Source organism: Agrobacterium deltaense RV3 (genome assembly GCF_900013505.1).
In the GTDB taxonomy this organism is placed as follows: domain Bacteria; phylum Pseudomonadota; class Alphaproteobacteria; order Rhizobiales; family Rhizobiaceae; genus Agrobacterium; species Agrobacterium leguminum.
The window spans coordinates 635,615-661,133 of record NZ_LT009746.1 but is presented as its reverse complement, the minus strand read 5'-3'; the positions used below and the strand labels follow the sequence as shown (position 1 = coordinate 661,133).

The 25,519-nt window shown below is 61.0% G+C and carries 28 protein-coding genes; 9 read left to right on the top strand and 19 right to left on the bottom strand.

What is annotated here, in order from left to right; translation table 11 throughout:
- Window positions 1-4: 4 nt before the first annotated feature.
- The gene (locus AGR7B_RS17395) at window positions 5-445 is read right to left on the bottom strand and encodes a cupin domain-containing protein (protein ID WP_162691912.1); all 441 of its coding nucleotides are present in this window, start codon (window positions 443-445) and stop codon (window positions 5-7) included.
- Entirely contained in the window at window positions 445-1,215 is a 771-nt protein-coding gene (gene gloB, locus AGR7B_RS17390; protein WP_080857444.1) for a hydroxyacylglutathione hydrolase, read from the bottom strand. Before gloB ends, AGR7B_RS17395 begins: the two co-directional genes overlap by 1 nt.
- 105 nt (window positions 1,216-1,320) lie before the next feature.
- Here gloB and AGR7B_RS17385 point away from each other — a divergent pair, with 105 nt between their 5' ends.
- The 3 genes from AGR7B_RS17385 (at window position 1,321) to AGR7B_RS17375 (ending at window position 4,202) form a co-directional block, all read left to right on the top strand.
- Window positions 1,321-2,082 (top strand): class I SAM-dependent methyltransferase, encoded by a 762-nt coding sequence (locus tag AGR7B_RS17385; protein WP_078051970.1) that lies wholly within the window; start codon window positions 1,321-1,323, stop codon window positions 2,080-2,082.
- Window positions 2,083-2,166: 84 nt separating this feature from the next.
- The gene (gene hisC, locus AGR7B_RS17380; protein ID WP_080857443.1) at window positions 2,167-3,273 is read left to right on the top strand and encodes a histidinol-phosphate transaminase; all 1,107 of its coding nucleotides are present in this window, start codon (window positions 2,167-2,169) and stop codon (window positions 3,271-3,273) included.
- Complete coding sequence (locus tag AGR7B_RS17375) at window positions 3,273-4,202, top strand: prephenate/arogenate dehydrogenase family protein (protein ID WP_080857442.1); 930 nt, start codon at window positions 3,273-3,275, stop codon at window positions 4,200-4,202. Before hisC ends, AGR7B_RS17375 begins: the two co-directional genes overlap by 1 nt.
- Window positions 4,203-4,382: 180 nt before the next feature.
- Here the strand turns inward: AGR7B_RS17375 and AGR7B_RS17370 are convergent, their stop codons facing one another.
- A complete protein-coding gene (locus AGR7B_RS17370) occupies window positions 4,383-5,384 on the bottom strand; it encodes a DUF2125 domain-containing protein (RefSeq protein ID WP_080857441.1) in 1,002 nt (333 codons plus the stop codon).
- A 49-nt stretch (window positions 5,385-5,433) separates the two neighbouring features.
- On the opposite strand from AGR7B_RS17370, the gene AGR7B_RS17365 reads away from it, so the two are divergent.
- Window positions 5,434-5,988 carry a gamma-glutamylcyclotransferase gene (locus AGR7B_RS17365; protein ID WP_080858151.1) on the top strand — a complete coding sequence of 185 codons (555 nt, stop codon included), beginning with the start codon at window positions 5,434-5,436 and terminating at the stop codon, window positions 5,986-5,988.
- On the opposite strand, the gene AGR7B_RS17360 is transcribed toward AGR7B_RS17365, so the two are convergent.
- The 4 genes from AGR7B_RS17360 to ftsE all read right to left on the bottom strand — a co-directional run bounded on the left by AGR7B_RS17360 (window position 5,958) and on the right by ftsE (window position 9,378).
- Window positions 5,958-6,758, bottom strand: coding sequence for a lysophospholipid acyltransferase family protein (locus tag AGR7B_RS17360; RefSeq protein ID WP_080857440.1), 801 nt, complete (start codon window positions 6,756-6,758; stop codon window positions 5,958-5,960). The genes AGR7B_RS17365 and AGR7B_RS17360 overlap by 31 nt on opposite strands.
- 115 nt (window positions 6,759-6,873) lie before the next feature.
- On the bottom strand, window positions 6,874-7,590 hold the full coding sequence (locus AGR7B_RS17355) for a YdcF family protein (RefSeq protein ID WP_161987828.1): 717 nt from the start codon (window positions 7,588-7,590) through the stop codon (window positions 6,874-6,876).
- Window positions 7,591-7,718: 128 nt separating this feature from the next.
- Window positions 7,719-8,726: a cell division protein FtsX gene (locus AGR7B_RS17350; protein WP_065657057.1), complete on the bottom strand. Its 1,008-nt coding sequence runs from the start codon at window positions 8,724-8,726 to the stop codon at window positions 7,719-7,721.
- A complete protein-coding gene (ftsE, locus tag AGR7B_RS17345; protein ID WP_003497447.1) occupies window positions 8,719-9,378 on the bottom strand; it encodes a cell division ATP-binding protein FtsE in 660 nt (219 codons plus the stop codon). Before ftsE ends, AGR7B_RS17350 begins: the two co-directional genes overlap by 8 nt.
- A gap of 201 nt (window positions 9,379-9,579) precedes the next feature.
- Between ftsE and AGR7B_RS17340 the strand changes: the two genes are divergently transcribed.
- The 3 genes from AGR7B_RS17340 to AGR7B_RS17330 all read left to right on the top strand — a co-directional run bounded on the left by AGR7B_RS17340 (window position 9,580) and on the right by AGR7B_RS17330 (window position 11,366).
- Entirely contained in the window at window positions 9,580-10,251 is a 672-nt protein-coding gene (locus AGR7B_RS17340) for a hypothetical protein (RefSeq protein WP_080857438.1), read from the top strand.
- 70 nt (window positions 10,252-10,321) lie between these two features.
- Window positions 10,322-10,864 carry a hypoxanthine phosphoribosyltransferase gene (gene hpt / locus AGR7B_RS17335; RefSeq protein WP_080857437.1) on the top strand — a complete coding sequence of 181 codons (543 nt, stop codon included), beginning with the start codon at window positions 10,322-10,324 and terminating at the stop codon, window positions 10,862-10,864.
- 142 nt (window positions 10,865-11,006) lie between these two features.
- The gene (locus AGR7B_RS17330; protein ID WP_046799828.1) at window positions 11,007-11,366 is read left to right on the top strand and encodes a response regulator; all 360 of its coding nucleotides are present in this window, start codon (window positions 11,007-11,009) and stop codon (window positions 11,364-11,366) included.
- Window positions 11,367-11,621: 255 nt separating this feature from the next.
- On the opposite strand, the gene AGR7B_RS17325 is transcribed toward AGR7B_RS17330, so the two are convergent.
- The 4 genes from AGR7B_RS17325 to argH form a co-directional block, all read right to left on the bottom strand.
- Window positions 11,622-14,321 carry a TIGR02302 family protein gene (locus AGR7B_RS17325; protein ID WP_080857436.1) on the bottom strand — a complete coding sequence of 900 codons (2,700 nt, stop codon included), beginning with the start codon at window positions 14,319-14,321 and terminating at the stop codon, window positions 11,622-11,624.
- Window positions 14,322-14,499: 178 nt separating this feature from the next.
- Window positions 14,500-15,768 carry a diaminopimelate decarboxylase gene (lysA, locus tag AGR7B_RS17320; RefSeq protein ID WP_078053337.1) on the bottom strand — a complete coding sequence of 423 codons (1,269 nt, stop codon included), beginning with the start codon at window positions 15,766-15,768 and terminating at the stop codon, window positions 14,500-14,502.
- Window positions 15,769-15,781: 13 nt separating this feature from the next.
- Window positions 15,782-15,985 carry an LPS translocon maturation chaperone LptM gene (gene lptM, locus AGR7B_RS17315; protein ID WP_003497438.1) on the bottom strand — a complete coding sequence of 68 codons (204 nt, stop codon included), beginning with the start codon at window positions 15,983-15,985 and terminating at the stop codon, window positions 15,782-15,784.
- A 94-nt stretch (window positions 15,986-16,079) separates the two neighbouring features.
- A complete protein-coding gene (gene argH / locus AGR7B_RS17310; RefSeq protein ID WP_065657061.1) occupies window positions 16,080-17,480 on the bottom strand; it encodes an argininosuccinate lyase in 1,401 nt (466 codons plus the stop codon).
- Window positions 17,481-17,502: 22 nt separating this feature from the next.
- Here argH and tlpA point away from each other — a divergent pair, with 22 nt between their 5' ends.
- Window positions 17,503-18,171, top strand: a complete 669-nt coding sequence (gene tlpA / locus AGR7B_RS17305; protein WP_080857435.1) for a thiol:disulfide interchange protein TlpA — start codon at window positions 17,503-17,505, stop codon at window positions 18,169-18,171.
- 48 nt (window positions 18,172-18,219) lie between these two features.
- Here the strand turns inward: tlpA and AGR7B_RS17300 are convergent, their stop codons facing one another.
- The 7 genes from AGR7B_RS17300 to AGR7B_RS17270 form a co-directional block, all read right to left on the bottom strand.
- Entirely contained in the window at window positions 18,220-19,101 is an 882-nt protein-coding gene (locus tag AGR7B_RS17300) for a 3-hydroxybutyryl-CoA dehydrogenase (protein ID WP_003523331.1), read from the bottom strand.
- Window positions 19,102-19,217: 116 nt separating this feature from the next.
- Window positions 19,218-20,147, bottom strand: a complete 930-nt coding sequence (locus AGR7B_RS17295; protein ID WP_078053341.1) for an electron transfer flavoprotein subunit alpha/FixB family protein — start codon at window positions 20,145-20,147, stop codon at window positions 19,218-19,220.
- Window positions 20,148-20,172: 25 nt separating this feature from the next.
- A complete protein-coding gene (locus tag AGR7B_RS17290; RefSeq protein WP_022563006.1) occupies window positions 20,173-20,919 on the bottom strand; it encodes an electron transfer flavoprotein subunit beta/FixA family protein in 747 nt (248 codons plus the stop codon).
- A 184-nt stretch (window positions 20,920-21,103) separates the two neighbouring features.
- Entirely contained in the window at window positions 21,104-21,877 is a 774-nt protein-coding gene (locus AGR7B_RS17285; protein WP_080858150.1) for a rhomboid family intramembrane serine protease, read from the bottom strand.
- 32 nt (window positions 21,878-21,909) lie between these two features.
- Window positions 21,910-22,488, bottom strand: coding sequence for a cob(I)yrinic acid a,c-diamide adenosyltransferase (locus AGR7B_RS17280; protein ID WP_020813416.1), 579 nt, complete (start codon window positions 22,486-22,488; stop codon window positions 21,910-21,912).
- Window position 22,489: 1 nt separating this feature from the next.
- The gene (locus tag AGR7B_RS17275) at window positions 22,490-22,687 is read right to left on the bottom strand and encodes a twin transmembrane helix small protein (RefSeq protein ID WP_065657065.1); all 198 of its coding nucleotides are present in this window, start codon (window positions 22,685-22,687) and stop codon (window positions 22,490-22,492) included.
- 16 nt (window positions 22,688-22,703) lie between these two features.
- A complete protein-coding gene (locus AGR7B_RS17270; protein ID WP_080857434.1) occupies window positions 22,704-23,537 on the bottom strand; it encodes an SDR family oxidoreductase in 834 nt (277 codons plus the stop codon).
- 179 nt (window positions 23,538-23,716) lie between these two features.
- Between AGR7B_RS17270 and AGR7B_RS17265 the strand changes: the two genes are divergently transcribed.
- Window positions 23,717-24,634 carry a YihY/virulence factor BrkB family protein gene (locus AGR7B_RS17265; RefSeq protein WP_080858149.1) on the top strand — a complete coding sequence of 306 codons (918 nt, stop codon included), beginning with the start codon at window positions 23,717-23,719 and terminating at the stop codon, window positions 24,632-24,634.
- Here the strand turns inward: AGR7B_RS17265 and gluQRS are convergent.
- Window positions 24,602-25,501 (bottom strand): tRNA glutamyl-Q(34) synthetase GluQRS, encoded by a 900-nt coding sequence (gluQRS, locus tag AGR7B_RS17260; RefSeq protein WP_080857433.1) that lies wholly within the window; start codon window positions 25,499-25,501, stop codon window positions 24,602-24,604. The two genes, AGR7B_RS17265 and gluQRS, sit on opposite strands and share 33 nt — an antisense overlap.
- Window positions 25,502-25,519 lie beyond the last annotated feature (18 nt).

Below are 25,519 nucleotides of genomic sequence, written 5' to 3'. Positions count from 1 at the left end.
GCAATTACGGCGCATCGCCCGGCGACCAACCGGGCTCTGCCATAACGAAACTCGAAAAGGCAAAGCCCGGCGAGACGGTGCAGCCGACGAGCGTGAAGTCCCCGAGGCTTTCGGCCGATTGCCAGCAATTGGCGGGAACGATGACCTGCGGGCGCTCGCCTTCAAGAATGGCGGGGCCGAGTGTGAAGGTCTGCACTTCCCGGCCGTCCTGCGAAAGATGCAATGCGATGGGCGCGCCGGCATAATAGTGCCAGACCTCCACTGCATCGGTGACCCGGTGCCAGTGCGAGCGGTCGCCCTTTTCCAGAAGATAATAGATCGCCGTCGAATGGCCGCGCTCACCGCCCGCCTTATCGCGGAACGTCTGGTGGTAAAAACCGCCCTCGGGATGCGGCTCCAGCCCCAGTTCGCGAATGATCGCCTGCGCCGATATATCCGTTCCCATCAGAAATTGTCCTTGCGTGTGCGGATTTCCGCGAAAACATCGGCATCGGTGGCGATTTCAAGGCCAAGATATTTGCGAATACCGGCATCGGCCACCCGCATATAGGGATTGGTCTGTTTTTCGAGCCCGATGGTGGTGGGAATGGTGAATTCATTCGCCTGCCGCGCCTTCTCGACGTGGGCCGCGCGCTCACTCAGCACAGCATTCTCCGGGTCGACGGTGAGGGCAAAACGGGCGTTCGTCAGCGTATATTCATGGCCGAAATAAACCTTGGTCTCATCCGGCAGCGCCATGAGTTTCTGAAAGGAATGCCACATATCTGCCGCCGGACGTTCGAACAGGCGGCCGCAACCCATCGCAAACAGCGTATCGGCGGCAAACAGCAGCCCGTCATCGGGCAGATAATAACAGATATGTCCCGCCGTATGGCCGGGCGTGCCGATGACCTGTACGCGGCGGCCGGCGAATTCGAATTCGTCGCCATCGGCCTGCGAACGGTCGAGGCCGGGTATCGCAACCGCTTCGTCGTAGGGGCCGTGAATTTCGCAGCGGAACTTGTCTTTCAGGGCCAGATTGGCTTCCACATGGTCCTGATGGTGGTGGGTGGTGAAGATATGGGTGAGCTTCCAGCCGTGGCCGTCGAGCGCCTGCAGGATAGGTCCTTCTTCCGGTGCGTCTATGGTGGCTGTCGCGCCGCTTTCGGGATCGTGCAGGAGAACCCCGAAATTGTCGCTGCGGCAAAGAAAGACGTCTATTTCCAAAGGTTTCATCTTATCCTCTCCATTTGCCGGCCAAAACCGGCGCATCGCCCGCCTGACCTTCTATGTAAGGGCAGACGCCTTGAAGTCCAACCGCCTGATGCTACATTCTCGCCCATGAATACCGATATCGTCGATCTGCGCGAATTCTATCACTCTCCGCTTGGCCGCTCGGCCGAGCAGGCGATCACCATGGCGCTTTCGACGCTATGGCCGCCTTTGCCGGAAGAGCGGCTGGTCGGGCTCGGCTATGCCGTGCCGTTTCTGGAGCGGTTTCGTCGCGATACGGAGCGCACCTTCGCCTTCATGCCGGCGGGGCAGGGGGCGGTGAACTGGCCGGCGGGCGAACTGTCTTCCACGGCGCTGGTTTTCGATGAGGAATTGCCGCTGCCCGATGCGTCGATAGACCGGGTCTTGATGGTGCATGCGCTGGAATTTGCCGAAAATCCGCGTGAAAGCCTGAAGGAACTGTGGCGGGTGCTGGCGCCCGGCGGCCGTCTGGTGATCGTGGTGCCGAACCGGCGCGGCGTCTGGGCGCGCATGGAGCATACGCCCTTCGGTTCCGGAAGGCCCTATTCGCGCGGACAGCTGACGGCGCTTTTGCGCGAAACCAATTTCACGCCGGGCGCCACCGCCGAGGCGCTGTTCTTCCCGCCCACCACCAGCCGGCCGATACTGAAATTCCGCCGTTATCTTGAACATACCGGCCGCCGGCTGTGGCCGCTTTTTTCCGGTGTCATCGTGGTGGAAGCCCAGAAGCGTCTCTATCAGGGATTGCCCGTCACCCAGCGCGCCTCGCGTCGCGTTTTTGTGCCCGTGCTGGCCCCGCAGGGGGTGCCCACCACCCGCACTGCCGCAGGCCAAGGAAAGCCGCGCTGACCCTCGACAAAGCGCCCATTCCGGTCTAATGCCTCCGGCATTGCTTTTGCCGGGTTCTCCGGCGCTTTTCCAAAGGTCGATCAAATGAGTGCAGAGCTTAGCCAACCTGTTCCGCGTCCGGGTATTCTGGATATCGCCGCTTATGTTCCGGGCAAGGAACATGTGGACGGCGTCGCGAAGGTTTATAAGCTCTCCTCCAATGAGACACCGCTTGGGCCGAGCCCGAAGGCGATAGAGGCTTTTGGCGCTGCTGCCAGCCATCTGGAAATCTATCCGGACGGTCAGGCGATCGCGCTGCGCCAGGCGATTGCCGACGTGCACGGTCTCAACATCGCGAATATCATGTGCGGCAACGGTTCGGACGAGCTTCTCGGCCTGCTTTGCCACGTCTATCTGGGCGCTGGCGATGAGGCGATCATCACCGAACACGGTTTCCTCGTTTACAAGATCCAGATCATGGGTGCGGGCGCGACCCCGGTGACGGTGAAGGAAAAGGATTGCGCGGTGGATGTGGATGCGATCCTCGCCGCCGTGACGCCGAAGACCAAGATGGTTTTCGTCGCCAATCCGGGCAATCCCACTGGCACCTATGTTCCCGTCGCGGAAATCCGCCGCCTGCAGGCCGGCCTGCCGAAACATGTCGTGCTGGTGCTGGATGCGGCCTATGCCGAATATGTGCGCAAGAACGACTATGAGGCCGGGCTGGAGCTGGTTTCCGGCAACCGCAACGTGGTGATGACGCGAACCTTCTCGAAGGTCTATGGCCTCGCTGCCTTGCGCGTGGGCTGGATGTATGGTCCGGCCGCTGTCATCGATGCATTGAACCGCGTGCGCGGCCCGTTTAACATGAGCGCGCCGGCCATCGCGGCGGGTGCTGCGGCAATCCGCGATCAGGCCTTCGTAGAGAAGGCGGTGGCGCATAACGCGCTGTGGATGGAAAAGCTGGTCACGACCTTTACCGGCCTCGGCCTCACCGTCACGCCATCGGTCACCAATTTCATCCTCATCCATTTCCCGGATCAGGACGGCAAGCGTGCGGCGGATGCGGACGAGTTCCTGAGCCGCCGCGGTTACATTCTGCGTGCGGTACGTGGTTACGGTTTCCCGAATGCGCTGAGAATGACCGTCGGTTCGGAGGAGGCCAATCTCGGCGTCATCGCGGCCCTCACCGAGTTCATGGGGCAGGCGTGATGGCTGAGATCATGTTTGAACGCATCGCGCTGATCGGCATCGGCCTGATTGGCTCGTCGATTGCCCGCGATGTCAAAGAGCTGGGTCTTGCCCGCCATGTGACGATTTCCACCCGCAGCGAAGACACGCTGAAACGGGCGGAAGAACTGGCGCTTGGCACGGATTACACCGTTTCGGCGGCGGAGGCGGTAAAGGATGCCGATCTCGTCATCGTCTCGGTGCCGGTCGGTGCTTCCGAGAGCGTTGCGCAGCAGATCGCGCCACATCTGAAGCCGGGCGCCATCGTTACCGATGTCGGCTCCACCAAGGCTTCGGTCATCGCACAGATGGCGCCGCATATGCCTGACAATGTGCATTTCATTCCCGGCCACCCGCTGGCGGGTACGGAAAAATCCGGCCCGGATGCCGGTTTTGCCGGTCTCTTCCGCGACCGCTGGTGCATCTTCACGCCGCTGCCGGGCACGGATGCCGAGGCTCTGGAAAGGCTGAAGGATTTCTGGCGGGCGCTTGGTTCGCGCGTCGATGAGATGGATGCCGAACATCACGACAAGGTCTTGGCGATCGTGTCGCATCTGCCGCATATCATCGCTTACAATATCGTCGGCACGGCGGATGATCTGGAGACGGTGACCGAATCGGAAGTCATCAAATATTCCGCCTCCGGTTTCCGCGATTTCACCCGTCTCGCCGCCTCCGATCCCACCATGTGGCGCGATGTCTGCCTGCATAACAAGGATGCGATCCTTGAGATGCTGGCGCGGTTCTCCGAAGATTTGGCATCCCTGCAAAGGGCGATCCGCTGGGGGGAGGGCGAAAAGCTGTTCGAACTGTTTTCCCGCACCCGCGCCATCCGCCGCTCCATCGTGCAGGCGGGCCAGGATGTCGACGCACCGGACTTCGGCCGTCACGCGCTGGACCAGAAGAAATAAATCGCCGCTGGCGACAGTCATGGCCGGATTTGATCCGGCCATCAGACCGCTGGCAAAGTGTCAGAGCTTTGCTTTCGTTATCCTTGGGCTTGTCCCAAGGATCTAAACACATCGACACAAACAACCGGATGCAGATCCTCGGGACAAGCCCGAGGATGACGTCGAATATGGGGCTAAACGTCAAATCGGCGGGATTCTCCCAAGCGGAATAAAGCCGCTGACCGTGGCGCGGCCACGATCCACAACGAGATCGACGGATGCCCGGTCGCCGCCGCCGGCGAGCGCGCCGAGTAGTTTGCGGGCCGTATCGATGGTGGACTGCAGCTGCGGGAAGACCTGCTTGGCATTGTCCGACCATGCGCCGAGCTTTTCGATTTCCAGCTTGAACTGGCCGGAGAGATAGCCCTCATTGTCGAAGGAGAAGGGGCCGCTGATGCGCATGGTGCGGCCCTCGCCAATATCGGCCACCAGCCGGCGAAGCTCGCCGCTCGCGCCATACAGGCCCGAACTGTCGCTGCCATCCACCATGCCCGCCTTGCCGGCAAGGGTGACATCGGCGATGGCGTTGAGGCGCGGCAGAAGCTGCGGCCAGTCCTTGATGACGGTTGCCGAGTCGGTGAGCGTGATGGCCCCGTCGAGATCGGCACCGTTCTGGCGCAGATGCATTTCCGTCTTGACGGCATCGAAGTCGATGGTCTGGCCGGTGACGGAGGAAACTGCCTGCGCTTTCAGCCCGTCGATGATGAGCGAGCTGCGGTCGATGCCCTTCAGCTTGGTGACGATGCTGGACTGCATGTTCTGCCAGGCGGCCGAAATTGTCAGGCCATGGGCGGAACGGATCTCCGCCGGCGAATCGAGTTCCCAGACGATGTGGCCGGGATTATAGACCTGCGCTGCCGAGCGAAGTTCGCCGAAGGAAGCGGAAACGCCGTTCTCCTTGTCATCCACCGTCACTCTGGAGCAGAAGAGGCCGATGCGGAAGGGATAACCCTTGAAGGCGATATCGCCGCATTCGCCGCTGACGCTGCGGGCCTGCGAGGGGGCAATGACGTTCAGAACCGTCTGCTTCAGCCTGTCGGCGGCGTAAAACCACCCGGCGGTATAAAGTCCGATGACCACGAGGATGGCGATGGCGAGCCAGAGGAATTTTTTGGCGGTGCCGGATTGGCTTGACGCTGCCATATTGATCTCCGATGAACAGACTTCAGACAATTTCGATTTGGCTTGGGATATGGACGATTTTTGGGTCTTTGGCTACGGTTCGTTGATGTGGAACCCCGGCTTCGCCTTTGAAGAGCGGCAGCAGGCGCGGCTGCACGGGTATCGGCGCTCGCTTTGTATCAGTTCCAACTTTTATAGAGGCACCGAAGAAAAGCCCGGTCTCGTTCTCGGCCTGGAGCGCGGCGGCTCCTGCCTTGGCGTCGCTTTCCGCGTGCGCGGACAGGACCGTGAGCCGGTCATGATCTATCTGCGCGAGCGCGAACTGGTGACGAATGTCTATAAGGAGCGGCTGGTTTCCATCGCGCTTTCCGATGGCAGGCGCAGCAGCGCCGTGACCTATGTGGCCGATCCCGCGCATGAGCAATATATCGGCGGTCTCGGCGTTGCCGAATCGGCGACCATCGTTGCAGCCGCATCGGGCCGGTCCGGGCCGAATACGGATTATGTCTTCAACACCGTGCAGCATCTGCAGGAGATGGGCATCCGCGATTCCCTGCTGGAGAGCATCGCCAAAAATGTCGGCACGCTCGCCGCTCAGCCGGCGGCGGCGGTTTCCTTGCCCTGAAGTTCGGCGATCCGCTTCACGGCGGTCGGCGGCAGCGGCAAATGCGGGTTGTTGCGCACGGTTTCCAGCAGCAACTCGTCGCTCGCCTTTTCCGTTACATCGATCAGGCGCTTGAAAAACACATCGGGGTCGAGCCCCGGCTCGATGGCCGGCAGGATACGCACCTTGAAATGGCCGGGATAGCGCATGGTGGAACGGCGCGGCCAGAAGAGGCCGGGATGCATGGCGACGGGAATGACCGGAACCTGCAGATCGCGGTAAAGCCTTGCGATGCCGTAGCGATATTCGGGTTCGGCCCCCGGTGGGCGGCGCGTGCCCTCGGGATAAATGATGAGTTCGCGGCCGGCGGCCATTTCCTCTTTCGCCCGCTCCATCACCTTCAGCATCACCTTGCCGCGTGCGGCGCGGTTAACCGGGATCATGCGCTGTTTCATGGCGTACCAGCCGAACAGCGGAATCCACAAAAGCTCGCGCTTCAGAATATAGACCGGATCGGGAAGATTGGGCAGCAGCGCATAGGTGTCCCAGAAGGATTGATGCTTGGGCGCGAAGATGCAGCCGGTTTCGGGAATGTTTTCCAGCCCTTCGACTTCGAAGGTGGTGCCGACGATGGTTTTCATCAGCCAGTGGTTGGATCGCGCCCAGTTCTTGGGAATTTCATAGGCGATCTTGCGCGGCAGAATGAAATAGATCGGCGTCAGCACGATCATGCGGACAATCAGGTTGAGATAAAACAGCGTATTGAAAAGAAAAGAGCGCAGCTTGAGCATCAACAGCCTTCCCGGAGCGCAGCCGTTCCGAAGCCCTGGACAGGTCTCGATGCCGGATGCCGATGCCAGACGCCTACACGAAAACAAGGGGCCGCAGCAAGCGCGTTCTCGCCGGTCAGGACGAAGCGGTTGTCGTCTTTATCCGGGAATGATCGGCGGCGGCCTTGCGCAGACCGTCGCCCTTGCCGAAGCCGGTGAGGTCGCGTCCCGCTGCCGCCACGAACTTCAGATATTCGTAAAGCATGGTTCTCACCACATCCGGCTCCACGAACCAGTTGGTGCGGGCAAGATCGGCGCTGATGACGGGATAGGCGATGAATTGCGTCTGCGGGCTGGCGCTGCGCAATTCATGCAGGCTGCGATGCATGTGATAATTATTGGTGACGACGACGATGGAGGAATAATTGTGGTCGCGTATCCAGCTTGCCGCCTCACTGGCGTTGCCGATCGTGTCTATCGCCTTGTAGCCCATATCCACGCAGCAGGAAAACATGTCCGATGACCCTTGCGTCATCTTGCGGATCTGCGAGCGGGTGGTGGCCGGGTTGACGCCGGAAATCAGAAGACGCTTGCCCACGCCATCTCTCAGCAGGCCGACCGCCTGTTCGATACGCTGATAACCGCCGGTAAGCACGATGATGGCATCGCCTCTTGCCCCCTCCGGCGGACGCATGGAGGCGACGGAATCGGCAAACCACAGGAAACCGCCGGAAAATGCGCCGAGCACAATGACGCAAAGCAGGATGAGGCCGCGAATAAAACGGCGCAGAGGACCGCGCCGCGACAACAGGCCCTTTCTGGCCGGTCGCGCTGTCGCCTGATCCTGGTCCATCCGACTCACAAACATTCCTCCTGAATACTCGCCGATTAAGGCAAGGAACAGGCATTTTTGTCCACCGCCTGCAGGTTACATCCGGCTTGTGACGCTTTCAGTTCTACCGCAGGATTCCGGGGGTGTTCTCACGATGCAAGGCCGTCGCTTTTCGATGGATCGGAGCGGACGCGGTCGATATCGTCGATGGTGCGGATGACGGTCACGCGGGCCGTAATGGTGGTCAAAAGCGCGATGATGATCATCGTCATGGCAATGCCGAAATAGCCGCCGAGACCGACCGAAAACGAGCCGAAAAGCGCGCTCGCCTGATCGCTCTGCGGCGTGGCGACCGTGCTCGATTGCCAGAAACCGGCGACAAGGAAAACCGCCGCGGCCAGAGCGCTGCCCGCCGCCGCCCCCTTGAGACTGATCTTCAGGAAGTGTTTCTGAAATTCGCGCGCTACAAAACTGCTTTCCGCGCCGACGAAATGCAGCACCTCAACGATATGCCGGTTGCCGGAAAGCGCGCCGCGCGTCGCAAACACCACCGTCAGCACCATGGCGGTAAAGACGAGGATAAGAACGCCGACGCCGATCATCACAGTGGTTCTCGCCATGGAGACCAGCCTGTCGACCCAGGTGCGGTGGTCGTCCAGAAACGCCTGCGGAATCTCCGCCTTCAGCATATCGCGCATCGCCTGGAAATCGGGCGGATTGTTTTCGTCGATGGTGATGACGACGAGACGCGGCACCGGCAATTCGGAAAGATCGAGACCGCTGCCGAGCCACGGCTCCAAAAGGCGCGATGTCGCCGCATCGTCGAGGATGGTGCCATCCCGCGTGCCGACGAAGGTGAGCGCCAGGTTGCGCGCCTTATTCAGCGCCGCATCCATATCCAGCCCGTCCTCGGGCTTGATCTGGATGGTGATCTCACGGGAAATCTGGCTCTGCCAGGTGGCGGCTGTGGCGCGCACCATGGAGACGGCGCCCAGCGTCAGGCAGGCGAGAAAGGCCATGATGGCGATGACCACCATCAGCGCATTGCCCTGAATATTGGAGGGCGGCAGGATGGGCGCCATCGGGCGGATGCGCATGGGCGGGCGCTTCGGCTGCGCCGCTTCCGGCTTCAATTGTTTGCGGTTGATCTCATTCATAGATGTCGAGCCGCCCTTCGGTCAGGATCATCCGGCGCGCATCGATCTGGTCCATCAGGCCGAAATCATGGGTGGCGATGACGACGGCCGTGCCCAGCCGGTTGAGTTCCAGGAAAAGGTTGAGAAGGCGCTTGGCCATCGGCGGATCGACGTTGCCGGTCGGCTCGTCGGCCAGCAGGATTTCGGGCTGGTCCATCAAGGCGCGGGCAATGGCGGCGCGCTGCTTTTCCCCGCCGGAAAGAATGGCCGGCAACACATTGATGCGCTCGCCGAGCCCGACCCATTTCAGCAGCTCGATCACATCGTTGCGATAGGCGCTCTCTTCCTTGCCGCGCACACGCAGCGGCAGGGCGACGTTCTCATAGGTCGTCAGATGATCGAGCAGCCGGAAATCCTGAAACACGATACCAACGCGGCGGCGCAGCATCGGCAACTCGCTGCGCGGAATGCGGGATACATCGCGGTTGAACATGCGGATATTGCCGCGTGTCGGCTGCAGCGACATTAAAAGCAGGCGGAGCAGCGTCGTCTTGCCGGCGCCCGACGGGCCGGTCAGAAACTGGAACGAACCCTTGGGGATATCGAAGGTCATGTCCCTCAGGATCTCGGGTCCCATGCCGTAACGCAACCCGACATTTTCGAAATGGATCAACGGACTTCCAGTCTCTTCGTTTCGTGGTGGTTCGCAAGCCGCTGGCGCGTGGGGTTCGGATGTCGGGGTTTAACCCGGATCCGGCAGCCTGTGCGAGACGTTTTTGCGAAGCATTAACCAATTAAATTTAAAACTTGGCAGGATTCGTTGCAATGCCCAGTTTTGCGGGCCGGAAAACCTCACCCAGGGAATTCTATGGCTATGTTCCGTTCATCTCGCCGGCAAGCGGCATTCGATTTCGACCTCCTGATGCCGGAAACGCCGGTGCGCCGCACGGCGCGGGCGGAAAATCCCGACCGCGATGTGGTAGACGCGGAATTTGTCACCATCAAGGAAAACCGTTCGCGGCAACCCGGAAACGACAATCGCGGTGCTGCGCGCCGGCAGGCGGCAAAACCACCCGTCACCATCGGTGTGCTCGGCCTCGCTTTCATCGGCTGGCTGGACCGCAGATTATCCCGTCTTTCGGCAGATGCCTATTCGGCGCTGGTGGCGGGGCTCGCGATTTTCGTCTTCGTCTGCTCGGGCGGTCTCTCTGTGGTCGTGCCGGAGAAGCCGGCTGTTGCCGCTTCGGTGAACCCGCTCGCCATTTCCCATGTCACCGTGACCCCGATGGAGGCGGATGGCATGGATACTCTGCTCATCAACGGCATTGTCGAAAACAATGGCGGCAATCTCGAAGAGGTGCCGGCCCTCCGCGCCGATCTCTTCGCCGCCAAGGGACAGCTGGTGGCCAGCATGGTCATCGAACCGCCGGTGAAGGAGATGCAGCCCGGTTTCAGCCACGGTTTTTCGGCAAAGTTGCGCCATCCCGGTGGAAAAACGCCTGAGATCAAGCTTTCCTTCGTCGAGGCGGGTGCGTCCGAACGCTGACTGTGCTAACGCGTGGTCTTCGTATTTTTACTGAAAGGTAAAATCGGCAAGGCGCAGCACAGGAGTAAGAATGCCCGTCGTCCGTGGAAAAAACATCGAGCCGCTTTATACCGCCGAGCAGATCGCCGAGCGCAATCGCGACATGGCCAGGCACATCGCCAGCGGCCCGACCAAGGATTTACTGGTCATTGCCGTGCTCAAGGGATCGTTCATTTTCGCGGCCGATCTTATCCGCGCGCTGCATGACAGCGGTCTTGCCCCTGAAGTCGAGTTCATCACCCTTTCGAGCTATGGCACCGGCACGGTTTCGCAAGGCGTCAGGATCGTCAAGGATATCGACAGCGACGTGAAGGACCGCGATGTCCTCCTGATCGACGATATTCTCGAATCCGGCCGCACGCTGCGTTTCGCCAAGGAACTGCTTTACGAGCGTGGCGCCCGCAACGTCACCATCGCCGTGCTGCTCGACAAGAAGGTCAAGCGCAAGGAAGATCTGGAGGCCGATTATGTCGGTTTCGAATGTCCGGATTATTTCGTCGTGGGTTACGGCATGGATGTCGCTTATGCCTTCCGCGAACTGCCCTTTGTCGGCGTCGTGACCGGCGACGCCTGAGCATCTTTGCCGTGCCGGAACGGCACAGGACGGAGACGCCTCATTAACCATTCACCCAGCGAAGGGCTGGGTGTTTACCTCTTGAAAAGAGGAGCCTGCGATGTTGCTCACGGCTGGAAATGATGCCCAGGAGCAATGAGTAATGGCGAAGATTCTGATTACCGAAGACGAGGATGCATTGCGGGCTTTCGTCGCTCGCGCGCTGCGTCTCGACGGTCACGAGACCCATGAGGCGGCGGATGGCGAGCAGGGGCTGGAAAAGCTTCAGGAAACCAGTTTCGATCTTCTTCTCTCGGATATCCGCATGCCGGTCATGGATGGCATCGAGCTGGCGCACCGCGCCGCCGAACGCTTCCCGGCCATGCGCATTTTGCTGATGACGGGTTATGCCGAGCAGCGCGAACGGGCTGACGATCTGGCGACGAAGATTGTGGACGTGGTTTCCAAACCCTTTGCGCTTCCCGATATTCGCAAGGCCGTGGCGCGGGCGCTTGCGGCCTGAGCTACAGGATTGCAGAGATTAAAGGGCGGCCGTCGGGCCGCCTTTTTTGTTGATCAGCCCCCTGGCTCAGCGCAGTTCCTGCCTCCGTCATTCCGGCCTTGAGCCGGAATCCAGCCAGCCCAAGTCCTTGGGCTGAAAGAACTCTTTCCGCCGCGCAGACGCGCGTCTGCTGGATGCCGGATCAAGTCCGGCATGACGGAAACTTTAGCTTCTGAAACAGGATGTGACGAGGCGCACCATTACCTGTGCGAACCCTCACCGAATATCCAGCAACCGCTCCAGATAACGCCGCTCCACCTCGCCCGGCGGATTGTTGCCGAGCTTCTCGCGGATCGCCTCGAGGATTTCGCGGGCGCGCTGCACGTCGATTTCGTCCGGCACCTTCACCTGATCGCCGAAATCCGGGCCGGTGGTGCTGCGCGGACGGCCAAGCGGATCACGGCCGTTCTGGCCGCCCTGGCCCGCCATGCCCTCCTGACCTTGCCCCGGCTGCTGGCCCTGCTGGCGCATGGCCTGCATGATCTGGCCCATCATGTCCTGTGCGCCCTGACGCAGCGCGTTCAGAGCATTGCCCTGACCTTCGACAGCCTGTTCGCCCTGGCCCTTGCCCAACGCCTCGCCGGCGCCTTGCATTTCCTGTTGCGCCTTGCCGAAGTTTTCGCCTGGTTCCATACCGAGATCGCGAAGGCCCTGCTGCAATTCGCCGAGCTGCTTGCCGAGCGCATCCTGCTGCGCCCGCAGGTTTTTCAGCGCCTCGCGTAGCTGTTCAGCGGTCATCTGGTCGCTCGGCTGTTGTCCGCCCTGCTGACCATTTTGACCCTGTTCGCCTTGCTGACCCTCTCGCGGCTGCTGGCCGTTTTCGCCCATCTGCTGGTCGTTTTCGCCTTCGCCGCCCTGTTGCGGGTCGCCGCGCTGCATCCGGTCGCGCAGCGCCTGATCCAGCTTGAAGGTCTCATCCATCAGCTTCTGCTGCTGTTGCAGGATTTCGCCCAGCTTGTCGATCTGCTGGCGCATCTTGCTGCTCTGCTGCTGCCCCTGCTGGCCCTGACGCTGCGGGCGGCCCGCCTGCAGATTGTTCATCATGCGCTGCAGCTGCGAGAGCATTTCCTGCGCCGCGTCGCGATTGCCGGAACGGGCGAGGTTTTCGATTTGGTTCATCATGTTTTCCAGATCGCGCTGGCGCAGCACGTTCTGTGCTTGGCTGTTCATGTTGGCCTGCGGCGCATTCTGCATGCGCTGGGCAAGCTCGCTCATGAACTGCTGCATGGCTTCGCGCAGTTCCTGCATCAGCTTGGCGATTTCCTCGTCGGAGGCATTGCGCTGAAGCGCTTCGGAAAGCGCATTCTGCGCATCGCGCAGGCGCCTTTCGGCCTGTGAAAGATCGCCATCCTCAATGCCGAGCGCGATTTCCCAGAGATAATCGGCCGTATCCTTCAGCATCTCCTCGTTATAGGCGAGCCGCATGCGGGTCTGCGCCGATTGCAGCAGGAGGTAATGGGTGGTGTTGGGAATGGTCTCTTCCGGGCGCAGGCCGACCGCCTCGTTATAGGCAATCGCCTTCGGCATCTGGCGCGTATCGAGCGAGAATATCTGCCGCTGCTCGGCAATGGAGGCTGCCAGCGGTTCGGAGAAATTGCGGCCCGGCAGCACCATTTCATGCGCGGGGCTGCGGCCGGTCTGACCGGCGCCATCCGTCGCCACCAGCGTGATGCGCACGCGTTTTCCCGCCATTGGATGTTCGGTCAGGTTACGGCTGGTCAGGCCCTTGATCTCGCGATTGTTCTGCCGCGGCAGATCGAGCTTGAATTCCGGCGGCGGGTAAAGCGCGGTCGCACCTTCTGCAACGCCAATCGGCTCGATGATGGCATGGGCTTCCTTCAGCCCATAATCGTCCTTGGCGGTAAAGCCCACTTCCAGCGCGCCATTGACGGCCCGGCGCGGCATGTTGTCGAAGGCGATGCTGGGCGGCTGGTCGGGAATGACGTTGAACACCCATTGTTCGCCATTCGCGGTGATCATGCCGCTTTCGGTAACATCCATGGCGAAAGTGCGCGGCGCGACCGGCTGATCCGCCGAACGAGCCGGCGTCTGAACGGCAACCTCGCCGCTTGCGCTATCGGCACGTGCCGCTTCCGGCGCAAGCTTTTGCAGCGCGCCCGCCATTTCAGGCTCGAAGGTCACTTCCTCGCCGCCATCGCCGCCGGTCATGCGGATCGTCAGCTTGGAAGATTGCGGCACGGAAACCGCGTCACGGTTGGTTGCGTCACGTCCGGTCAGGAAAATCGGCGCGCGGCCGGTATAGGATGGCGGCGTGACCCAGGCATCGAGACGGATATCGGGATTGAGCGGACCGACAGCCGGCCGACTGCGGAAGGCATCGGCAATCGTGCCCGCGCCGTTGGAGTAGGAAAAACCGAAGGCGGCGGCCAGAAGAAGGGCGGGGATGGCGCGCAGCGCCAGACGGTCGTAGCGGGCGATATCGGGTTTCGGCAGGCCGGCATTCAGCGCGGCGATGCGCTCCGCCATGCGGATCTGATGTTCTTTCCACAGCGTTCGGGAAAAAGGCGTGTCGAAGGCCGGTTCGTCCTCCTGCACGCCAACCGGTTGGTGCGCGAGACCGTTGCGGTCCTCAAGCAGGCGGGATGCATCATTATCCGTCGGCCATTTCAGCCGCAGGATTGGCAAAAGCGTGGCGATGAAACTGAAAACAAGCACGAAAACAACGCCGAGCCGCAGGAAATCCGGCATCTGCCGGTAAAGACCGAACCAGGCAAGCGCCAGAAACACGGCGGAGATGGAGAGAGGCCAGAGCGTTTTCGGCGCAATTTTCTCCGAAAGCAGCACGATTTTCGCGAAGAAGCGCTTGGCGGCAACGCGGCGGGCAAGGTCCGGCCGCTGCGCGAATGCGCCGGTCGGGCGCTTTCTGCCTGTCCTGTCCTCTCCGGCTGTGGTCATCAATCCGTTCTCCCGGTTCTGGCCACGTCGAACGCCATTCCCGGAACGGCGAGCTGTTTCATGTCACGGAGCAAGGATAACATTCTTTGTGGCGAAGACGAGGGCACCCAAGCCCTCACCCCCATTTTTTAGGCAGCTTCGCTTGATTGTGATCGACCAACCGGCGATGCAGGCGAGATCAATCGAGCCAGGCGGGCACGGAATCGAGCGCGATCAGCTCTTCATAGGTGCCGCGCGGACGGATGACGTGGAACTTGTCTTCCTTCACCAGCACTTCCGGCACCAGCAGGCGCGAGTTGTAGGTGCCGGCCTGCACCGCGCCGTAAGCACCGGCGGAACTGACGGCGATCAGGTCGCCCGGCTGCGGCGCAGCCATCTCGCGGTCGAGCGCCAGATAGTCGCCGGTCTCGCAAACGGGGCCGACGATATCGGCCTTGATGCGTGGCGTGTTCTCTGCCGGCTGCACCACCGGACGGATGCCGTGATAGGCCTCATAAAGCGTCGGGCGGATGAGGTCGTTCATCGCGCCGTCGACGATTACGAAGGTCTTTTCGCCGCCATCCTTCACATAAATCACCTCCGTCACCAGAATGCCGGCATTGCCGACAATCAGGCGGCCGGGCTCGGTGACGATCTTGCAGTTGAGGCTCTTTAGTTCGTTCTTGACGATATGCGCATAGGCATCCGGCAGCGGCGGCGGATTATTGTCATCGCGATAGGGAATGCCGAGACCGCCGCCAATATCGACGTGGCTGATCGTGTGGCCGTCAGTGCGCAGCGCCTCGACAAGTTCGCGCAGCAGCCGGAAAGCGTCCTCGAAAGGCTGCAATTCGGTGATCTGGCTGCCGATATGCATGTCGATGCCGGTCACTTCGATGCCGGGCAGGGTGGCGGCATGGGCATAGACCGCGCGGGCGCGCTCATAGGAAATGCCGAACTTGTTTTCTTTCTTGCCGGTGGAAATCTTGGCGTGGGTGCGCGCATCCACATCCGGATTGATGCGGAAGGACACATGCGCCCGCTTGCCGACTTTCACGGCGCGCAGGTTGAGGACTTCCAGTTCCGGCTCGGATTCGATGTTGAAACAGTAGATGCCGGCTTCCAGCGCGTAATCCATTTCCGCAACCGTCTTGCCGACGCCGGAAAACATGATGCGGCTTGCCGGAACGCCGGCTGCGAGTGCGCGGCGCAATTCGCCGCCCGAGACGACGTCGATGCCCGCGCCGAGCTTTGCCAGCGTCTTCAAAACCGCCTGGTTGGAATTGGCCTTCATGGCGTAACAGACCATGGCGTCCACATCCGCAAAAGCTCCGGAAAACACCTTGTAATGGCGCTCCAGCGTCGCGGTCGAATAGATGTAGAATGGCGTGCCGACCGCCTTGGCGATCTCGGGCACAGGCACGTTTTCGGCGTGCAGCACGCCGTCGATATAGCCAAAATGGTTCACAGGCTTTTATCCGTCAGAGAAGCTTGTCGAGAATGAACGGCCGTTCCGCCGTCGCCGGCTTTGTCTCCGTTCCGTCGGCATTGCGCTTGTTGCGCATTTCGACCGGCGTGCTCGGCGGGTCGATGTCGCCCTTACGCCCGCAGGCGCTGAGAACAAGGCTGACGGCGAGCGTCATGCCGATGGGAACGATGAGTTTGCGCGCGGTTTTTGAAAGCATGGGCCTGTCCAAAGGAAATATGTGCCTCTCTGATAACGAAAAACAGGGCGCTTGTGCACCCTGTTTCTTGTGATCGCAGCGTAACGCGATTTTATCAGTTGCGTCCGCGCCACCAGGCGATCTGCTTCTTCACTTCCGAAGGCGCCGTGCCGCCGAAGCTCGTGCGGCTGGCAACCGATGCCTCGACGGACAGAACGTCGAAAACGCCCTTGGTGATGCCGGGGTGGATGGCCTGCAATTCCTCCAGCGAAAGATCGGCGAGGTCGCAGCCCTTCTTCTCCGCCAGCGCCACGGCATTGCCGGTCACGTGGTGGGCATCGCGGAAGGGCAGGCCCGCTTCGCGCACCAGCCAGTCGGCAAGATCGGTGGCCGTGGAATAACCTGAACCGGCGGCGGCGCGCATGCGGTCCTTGCGCACCTCGAGGTCGCGGATCATGCCCGTCATGGCGGCAATCGCCAGTTCCAGGCTTTCGGCGGCATCGAAAACCTGTTCCTTGTCTTCCTGCATGTCCTTGGAATAGGCGAGCGGCAGGCCCTTCATCACTGTCAGGAGGGCGATCAGCGAGCCGTTGATGCGGCCGGTCTTGGCGCGAACCAGCTCAGCGGCATCAGGGTTCTTCTTCTGCGGCATGATCGAGGAGCCGGTGGAGAAGGCATCCGACAGGCGGATGAAGCCGAATTGAGGCGTCGACCAGATGACGATTTCTTCGGCGAGACGCGACAGGTGCGTCGCGCAGATGGAGGCGATAGACAGGAATTCCAGCGCGAAATCGCGGTCGGAGACGGTGTCGATGGAGTTGCGGGTCGGCTCGCGGAAACCGAGCGCCTTGGCCGTCATGTGGCGGTCGATGGGATAGCCGGTGCCGGCAAGGGCGGCCGCGCCGATCGGGCTTTCATCCATATGCTCGATGGCGTGGCGCACGCGGGCGCGGTCACGGCCGAACATTTCCACATAGGCCATGCAGTGGTGACCGAAGGTCACGGGCTGGGCCGTCTGCAAATGGGTGAAGCCAGGCATGACCGTATCGGCATTTTCTTCGGCGCGGTCTAGGAAGGCGGCGATGAGGGCGGTCAACATACCCTCGGTCTTCTGCAGTTCTTCCTTGACCCACAGGCGGAAATCGAGCGCCACCTGATCGTTGCGCGAGCGTGCGGTGTGCAGGCGGCCGGCGGCGGGGCCGATCAACGTCGCAAGCCGCGCTTCGATGTTCATGTGGATGTCTTCGAGCTTGCGCGAGAATTCGAAGCTGCCGGCTTCGATCTCTGACAGGATCGTGTTCAGGCCCTCGGTGATCTTGTCTTTATCTTCCGGCGAAATAATGCCTTTAGATGCCAGCATGGCGGCATGCGCCATAGAGCCGCGGATATCCTGGGCGTAAAGCTTCTTGTCGAAGCCGATGGAGGCATTTATCTCTTCCATGATGGCAGATGGCCCGGAAGCGAAGCGTCCGCCCCACATCTGGTTGGAGGATTTCTGATCTGTGCCGTCAGCCATGTGTAATGCCCTGGAGTAGTCGATGACAGAAAAAAGGCCGTTCAGGCTTCCTTCCGCCAAGTTGGTTGCAATTGCTGCCGTCGCCGGCGTGCTCGCCGGTGCGGGTGCGGTCTGGTTCAGGCATATTGGGTCTGAGAGCCCGGTTCAAGGGGCAGCGGTCGCTGACGCCGGTTTATGTGAGGGTGCGGCGAACCGTATCGCCTCGCTGAAGCCGTTTCTGAAGGGGCAGGTGGCGGCCATGTCGGCCACGGACACGCCGCGCGTCATTCCCCTCTCCTTCAAGGGGCCGCAGGCGCAGGACATGACGCTTGCCGATCTCAAGGGTAAGACGGTTCTTCTCAACCTCTGGGCCACATGGTGCGTGCCCTGCCGTGAGGAAATGCCGGCGCTGAACGCGCTTGAAAAGGAAAAGGGCGGTAACGCTTTCGAGGTCGTGGCCGTCAACATCGATACCGGCGCGGATGAAAAACCGAAAGCCTTCATGGATGAATACAAGATCGATGCCCTGAAGCACTACCGTGACAGTTCCATGGGCGTCTTCAACGTTCTGAAAAAGGAAGGCCTAGCCTTCGGCCTGCCGGCAACCCTGCTGCTGGACGAAAACGGCTGCCTGCTTGCGGCCATGAACGGCCCAGCGGCGTGGGACAGCGAGGATGCCAAGGCGCTGGTATCGGCGGTGAAGGCTAAATAATTTTTAAATTCGTGCGGGAGGGTTTTCCCTCCCTCATCCGGCATTCGGTCAGCGCGTCGGAACCGGAGTTTCGCCGCGATAGTCGTAGAAGCCTCGGCCGGATTTGCGGCCGAGCCAGCCGGCCTCGACATATTTGACCAGCAGCGGGCAGGGGCGATACTTGCTGTCGGAAAGGCCGTCATGCAGCACCTGCATGATCGACAAACAGGTGTCGAGACCGATGAAATCGGCAAGCTGCAGCGGTCCCATCGGGTGGTTCGCGCCCAGCCGCATGGCGGTGTCGATGGCTTCCACCGAGCCGACGCCCTCATAAAGCGTATAGATCGCCTCGTTAATCATCGGCAGCAGGATGCGGTTGACGATGAAGGCCGGGAAATCTTCGGCAACGGTGATCGCCTTTTCCAGCGTCCGCACATAATCCTTTGCCGCATCGAAGGTCTTTTCATTGGTGGCGATGCCGCGCACCAGTTCCACCAGCTTCATGACCGGCACCGGATTCATGAAGTGAATGCCCATGAACTGTTCGGGACGGTCGGTGGCGGATGCAAGCCGGGTGATGGAGAGGGACGAGGTATTGGTGGCGAGCAGCGCCTCGGGCTTCAGGATCGGGCAGACCTGCGCATAAATCTTGCGCTTGATCTCTTCGTTTTCCGTCGCGGCCTCGATGACGAGGTCCATGGCTGCCAGATCGTTGATGTCGGTCGAGCCGCTGATCAGCGCCAGCGCCTGCTTGCGGGCGTCGTCGGAAAGCTTGCCATTGGTGACCTGGCGGGCGAGATTGCCGTTGATCGTGGCAAGACCGGCCTCGATGCCTTCCTTGGAAAGATCGTAGATATGGACCTTGTAGCCGGCAATTGCGGAGACATGCGCAATGCCGCATCCCATTTGACCGGCTCCGATGACACCGATGTTCTTAAAGGGGGCGGTCATAGGCTGGTCTCCTCTCAGGGATTTTGTCTGCGTTATTGCCGGCGATGTTACGCATATCGCCGAAAAAGAGAAGGCGGCGCGTTTAAAAAACGCGCCGCCTCCAATTTATGCTTAAATTACAGCGATTTTTCGAGTTCGGGCAGCGCCTCGAACAGGTCTGCGACGAGGCCGTAGTCGGCCACCTGGAAGATCGGCGCTTCTTCGTCCTTGTTGATGGCGACGATGACCTTCGAATCCTTCATGCCGGCCAGATGCTGGATTGCACCCGAGATGCCGGCGGCGATGTAAAGCTGCGGTGCAACCACCTTGCCGGTCTGGCCGACCTGCCAGTCGTTCGGCGCATAACCGGCATCGACAGCCGCACGGCTGGCGCCAACGGCAGCACCCAGCTTGTCGGCGACGGGAAGGATGACTTCCTTGAACTTCTCCGAAGAGCCGAGCGCGCGGCCACCCGAGATGATGATCTTGGCCGATGTCAGTTCCGGACGGTCGGACGAGGCCAGAGCATCGGAAACGAAGCTGGAAAGGCCGGGGTTTGCGGCCGCGCCGATGGTTTCAACCGCTGCCGAACCGCCTTCGGCCGCTGCTGCAAAGGCGGTTGGACGCACGGTGATGACCTTCTTCGCATCGGTCGCCTGCACCGTCTGGATGGCGTTACCGGCATAGATCGGCCGCTTGAAGGTGTCAGGGCTGACAACTTCGATGATTTCCGAGACCTGCGCAACATCGAGAAGGGCGGCCACGCGCGGCGTCACGTTCTTGGCCGAGGCGGTGGCCGGGGCGATGATGACGTCATAAGAAGGGGCGAGCGAGACGATCAGCGCCGCCAGCGGTTCTGCCAGCGCATTGGCATAGGACGCGTCGTCGGCGAGCAGCACCTTGGATACGCCGGAGAGTTTCGCGGCAGCGTCGGCGGCACCCTTGGCGCCTGAGCCAGCGACCAGCACATGGACGTCGCCGCCGATTTGCGTTGCCGCCGTCAGCGTCTTTGCCGTCAGGTCGGAAAGGGTTGCGTTGTCGTGTTCTGCCAGAAGAAGAATGGCCATAAGAATATCTCCCTTTTCCGAAACCTTAGAGGACGCCGTCGGCTTTGAGCTTTTCGACCAGCTCGGCAACCGAGCCGACCTTGATGCCGGCCTTGCGGCCTGCCGGCTCTTCGGTCTTCAGCACCTTCAGGCGCGGCGAAACATCGACGCCGAAATCGGCCGGCGCCTTTTTGTCGAGCGGCTTCTTCTTCGCCTTCATGATGTTCGGCAGCGATGCATAACGCGGCTCATTGAGACGAAGATCGGTGGTGACGACAGCGGGAAGCTTCAGCTCCACCGTCTGCAAACCGCCATCGACTTCACGGGTGACTGCGACCTTGCCATCTGCGGGTACGACCTTGGAGGCGAAGGTGCCCTGGCCCCAGCCGAGCAATGCGGCCAGCATCTGGCCGGTCTGGTTCGAATCGTCGTCGATTGCCTGCTTGCCGACAATGACGAGGCCGGGCTGCTCAGCCTCGGCAACGCCTTTCAGAAGCTTGGCGACGGCGAGCGGCTCGACCGTTTCATCGGTCTCGATCAAGATAGCGCGGTCGGCGCCCATGGCGAGCGCCGTACGCAGCGTTTCTTCCGCCTTGGCCGGGCCGATGGAGACGACCACAACCTCTTCGGCCTTGCCGGCTTCCTTCAGGCGCAGCGCCTCTTCCACCGAGATTTCGTCGAACGGGTTCATCGACATCTTCACATTGGCAAGCTCAACGCCAGAACCATCGGCTTTCACGCGGATCTTCACGTTGTAATCGACGACTCGTTTAACGGGGACAAGGATTTTCATCGGCGGCTTTCCTCAAACTCCTGTCCGCTTTGGCCAGTTGACCGCGCGGACCTCCAAAAACAGGTTGGCGACATGGATAAGCATTTTTCCCGCAATTACAACGGAGCAATCTTCATTATCACATGCACGTAAGGCATATCTTACGTTGACGTTCACGTAAATACTCTATCTCTTTCACAAGAGCTCATCTGCTCCCGTCATAGCCCCGTTCGATTTGCGACAACCCCGCCGTTTGCGACGGATTCTTGAACTGTGCCGCCCTCGGCGGAACAATGGTGCGGTCAAACAGGGGAACGCCCCGCCTGCGCATGAAAATCACCATGATTGCGCCCGCCATGATGCCACCCACATGCGCGCCCCAGGAAACGTTTTCCTCGAGCCCGAGCGCCAGCATCAGGAACTGCTGGCCGATCCACAGCGCCAGCGGAATGAAGGCGGGCAAAGGAAGCGGAATGCGCATGAGAACCAGCACCCAGACGCGCACCCTGGGATGCAGCAGGAAATAGGCCGCGACGACGCCCGAAACCGCACCCGAAGCGCCGATCAGCGGCCCTTCGGAGGTGGGGGCGACGAAACCGTGAAACAGCGCGCCGGCGATGGCGCAAAGGATGTAGAAAATCAGGAAACGAAAATGGCCGAGCGCATCCTCGACATTGTCGCCGAAGACCCAGAGAAACAGCATGTTGCCGGCCAGATGCCAGAAATCGAGATGCAGGAAAGCATAGGTAACGACGGTCAGGTCATCGGGCACGACCTGCAGGGCGGGTTCCAGATAGGCGTAGTCGAACACCACTGCCGGAATGAAACCGAGGCCGAGGGCTGCGGCATTGGCCTGCGTGTCGCTGGCCAGCACCCCGGTAAACAGCCAGACCAGCACATTGACCACGATCAGGCCGATGGTGACATATTGCAGCCGGATATGTTTGAGGGAATTCGCATCGTGCAGCGGTATGAACATCGAACGCCCTTTGGTTGCGTCATTGAAACGCTTTAGCGGTTCTTGCCGGGAACCCACAATATATCGGCCTTGCCGGCATCATTGGCGAAGCGGGCGGCGACGAACAGGAAGTCGGACAGGCGGTTGGCATATTTCAGCGCCGCCGGGCTGACGATCTCATTCTCAGTGACGGAAAGTTCCACCATCAGTCTTTCCGCGCGCCTGCAGACGGTGCGCGCCATATGCAGGCTGGCCGCCGCAGCACTGCCGCCCGGCAGCACGAAAGAGGTCAGCGGTTCAAGGGCGGCATTGAGATCGTCGATTTCGTTTTCCAGCCGCGTGACCTGGCTTTCGACGATGCGCAGCGGCTCGTAGGAAAGCGGTTCGCCGCTGTCCGGCGTGGCGAGATCGGCGCCGAGATCGAAAAGATCGTTCTGGATGCGGAAAAGCATGGCATCCAGCTTTTCCATCCCGCCGGTATGAAGTCGCGCGACACCGATGGCCGAATTGGTCTCATCCACCGTGCCATAGGCCTCGACGCGAAGATCGTGCTTCAGGCGGCGCGGGCCGGAAACCAGAGCCGTGGTGCCCTTGTCGCCGGTACGGGTGTAGATCTTGTTCAGCTTCACCATGTCAGCGGCCACCGCCGGTGAGCCAGAGGGTGAACATGATCAGCACAATCGCCACGGCCTGCAAAAGCAGGCGAAGCTGCATCAGTTTGTTGGAGCGGTTGGCGTCCTGTCCCTTCAGCATGTTGAAGAGGCCGCGTATCAGCACGATGACGACGAGGCCCATGAAGATAAGGGCCAGAACGGTGGTGAAGCCGGACATGCGGTATTACTCCTCCTCAATCGAATCTGCGCAGCAGACGATAGAAAAGTCCGGCAGGCAAGAGCCGTTTCAGCACAAGTCCCTGTTTGGCCGGCACGGTAACGGGATAATGCGGTTTCGGTCTTTTGGCGGTCAGGGCATGTTTCAACACGGCATAAACGGCGTCCGGGCCGAGCTTGTGGCGGTTGACGGGGCCGGAACCATCCATGCGCGCCAGCTGGCGTTTATATTCCGCCGCATGGGCGGAATTTTCGAGATCGATCTGCTCGTTGATATGGGCAAGCGCCGTCGCGGTGAATTTCGAGGTGATCGGCCCCGGTTCGATCAGGCTGACATGGATGCCGCTGCCCTGAAGCTCCATGCGCAGCGTGACGCCCAGCCCCTCAAGGGCGAATTTCGAGGCGGTGTAAGCGCCGCGATAGCGATAAGGCACAAGGCCGAGAATGGAGGAGCAATGCACGATGCGCCCCGCACCTCGGGCGCGCATGAAAGGAATGACCCGCCGCGTCAGATCGTGCCAGCCGAAGACATTGGTTTCGAACTGCGCCCGCAGCGCTTCGACGGGCAAGTCCTCCACCGCGCCCGGCTGGCCATAGGCGCCGTTGTTGAAAAGCGCATCGATGCGGCCGCCGGTCCGGGCTGCGACGGTGTCTACCAGCGCGGCGATGGTTTCCGGCTTGGTGTAATCCATGATCAGGGTCTCGATGCCCTGGTTTTCAAGCGCCGCCATGTCGGCGATGCGCCGCACGGTGGCGAAAACCCGCCAGCCGTCTCGGTGGAGCGCGCCGGCGCAATGGGCGCCGATGCCCGAGGAGCATCCGGTGATGATGATGACGGGTTTTTCAGACATTTGCCGCTCCGGGAAACCGACTGTTGCTCTGGCCCGATTGCCCGGCCCGTTAAAATCCGATCGCGCGAAATCCGTGCCCTTCTGGAACCGAAAGGCCAGCTTGCGCGCTGTACAAAGCGAAGCTGATTTCCCATATTCGGCTCGAAGTTACAAATGAAATGCCGATGAATGGAGGTGACATGGTTGCCGCAGTGCGCCTGGCAGGCAAGGTTGCCTTCGATGCCTATTCCCATTTCGCCGAGGATGACGGCTGGGCGATGGCGAGCCATATGGCGCTGTCGATCCTGCTGGCCCTGTTTCCGTTCCTGATCTTCGGCACGGCTCTTGCCGGTTTTCTGGGGGCGGACCAGTTTTCCGAAACGGCGGTGCATCTGATTTTCGACACCTGGCCAGCGGCGATTGCCGGGCCGCTGGCGGCGCAGGTGCAGCAGGTGCTGACCATTCCGCGCGGCGGGCTGCTGACGATTTCGGTGCTGGCGGCGGCCTATTTTGCGTCCAATGGTGTCGAGGCGTTGCGCATTTCATTGAACCGCGCCTATCGTGTTACCGAAACGCGCTGGTGGTATGTCACCCGCCTGCTCAGCCTGCTTTATGTGCTTATCGCCGTCGTGGTCTTTGCCGGCATCAGCATCGTACTGGTCGCCGTGCCGGTCGCCACATCTTTTGCCGAGCAGCGGTTTCCGTGGCTGACGGATGTGCTGAACACCATCTCCAGCCTCGGTCTTTATGGCACCATCGTCGTGCTGACGGCGGGGCTGGTGGCGGCGCATCTGTGGCTTCCGGCCGGCAAGCGGCGCATTTGGGACGTCTGGCCGGGAATTCTGTTCACCCTGCTCTTCTGGGTCATCGGCGCGGCGATTTTCGCCTATTACCTCTCGACCTTTGCCAATTATGCCGCCACCTACGCCGGTCTCGCTTCTGTGATGGTGGTTCTGGTGTTTCTTTATATGGTCGGCGTCATCTTCATGCTGGGGGCTGAGGTGAATGCCGCGCTGATGAAATACAAGGTCCGCCAGATCATCCGCCGCAATATCGGTGGCAACGGCGCGCGCCGCGGGCAGGTACTAGACGAGACCGACAAGCCGGCGGATATCTGAGGGCGCAGCACCTTCCGAACGAAGGGCAGAAAGCCCGGTGCTGCCTTCGCTTTTCGAGAGCTTGCGCCCGTCCGCGCCCAGGATCAGCCGGTGATGGTGATAGGCCGGCTGCGGCAGGTTCAGCAGGTGTTGCAACAGCCGGTGAATGGCGGTGGCGTGATAGAGATCCATGCCGCGCACCACATGGGTGATGCCCTGCAACGCGTCATCCACCACAACGGAAAGATGATAGCTTGAAGGCGCGTCGGAGCGCGACAGCACTACATCGCCCCAAAGCGCTGGCAGGGCCTCGATCTGCCCCGTCTCGCCGTCGCCGCTCTCTTCCCAGAATAGAGGGATGCCGGCGGCGCGGATCGCCTTTTCCATGTCGAGCCGCCAGGCGTGCGGACGGCCGGAGGCGAGCAGCACATCCCGCTCCGCCCTTGGCCTCTCCCGGTCGATGGCCGGGTAAAGCGGCGCGCCATCGGGATCGCGGGGCCAGAGCCCGCCCTCCGCCTCGAAAGTACGAACGATCGCCCTGGTTTCTCCACGGCTTAGAAAAGCAGGGTAAGCAAGTCCTGCCTCGATCAGCCTGTCCAGCGCCACGCGGTACTCTTCGAAATGCTCCGATTGCCGCCGCACCGGTTTCTCCCAGTCGAGACCCAGCCAGCCAAGATCGTCATAGATCGCCTGTTCCAGCTCCGGGGTGCAGCGCGTCTGGTCGATATCCTCGATGCGAAGCAGAAAGCGGCCGCCATTGTCTCGCGCCATATCGTGGTTCAGGAAGGCGGAAAGCGCGTGGCCGAGATGCAGAAGGCCATTGGGGCTTGGCGCAAAACGGTAAACCGGTTTTTGACGGAGAGGCGAAGGCATGGTTTCTTCTGCCATGTTTTAAAGCACCCTACC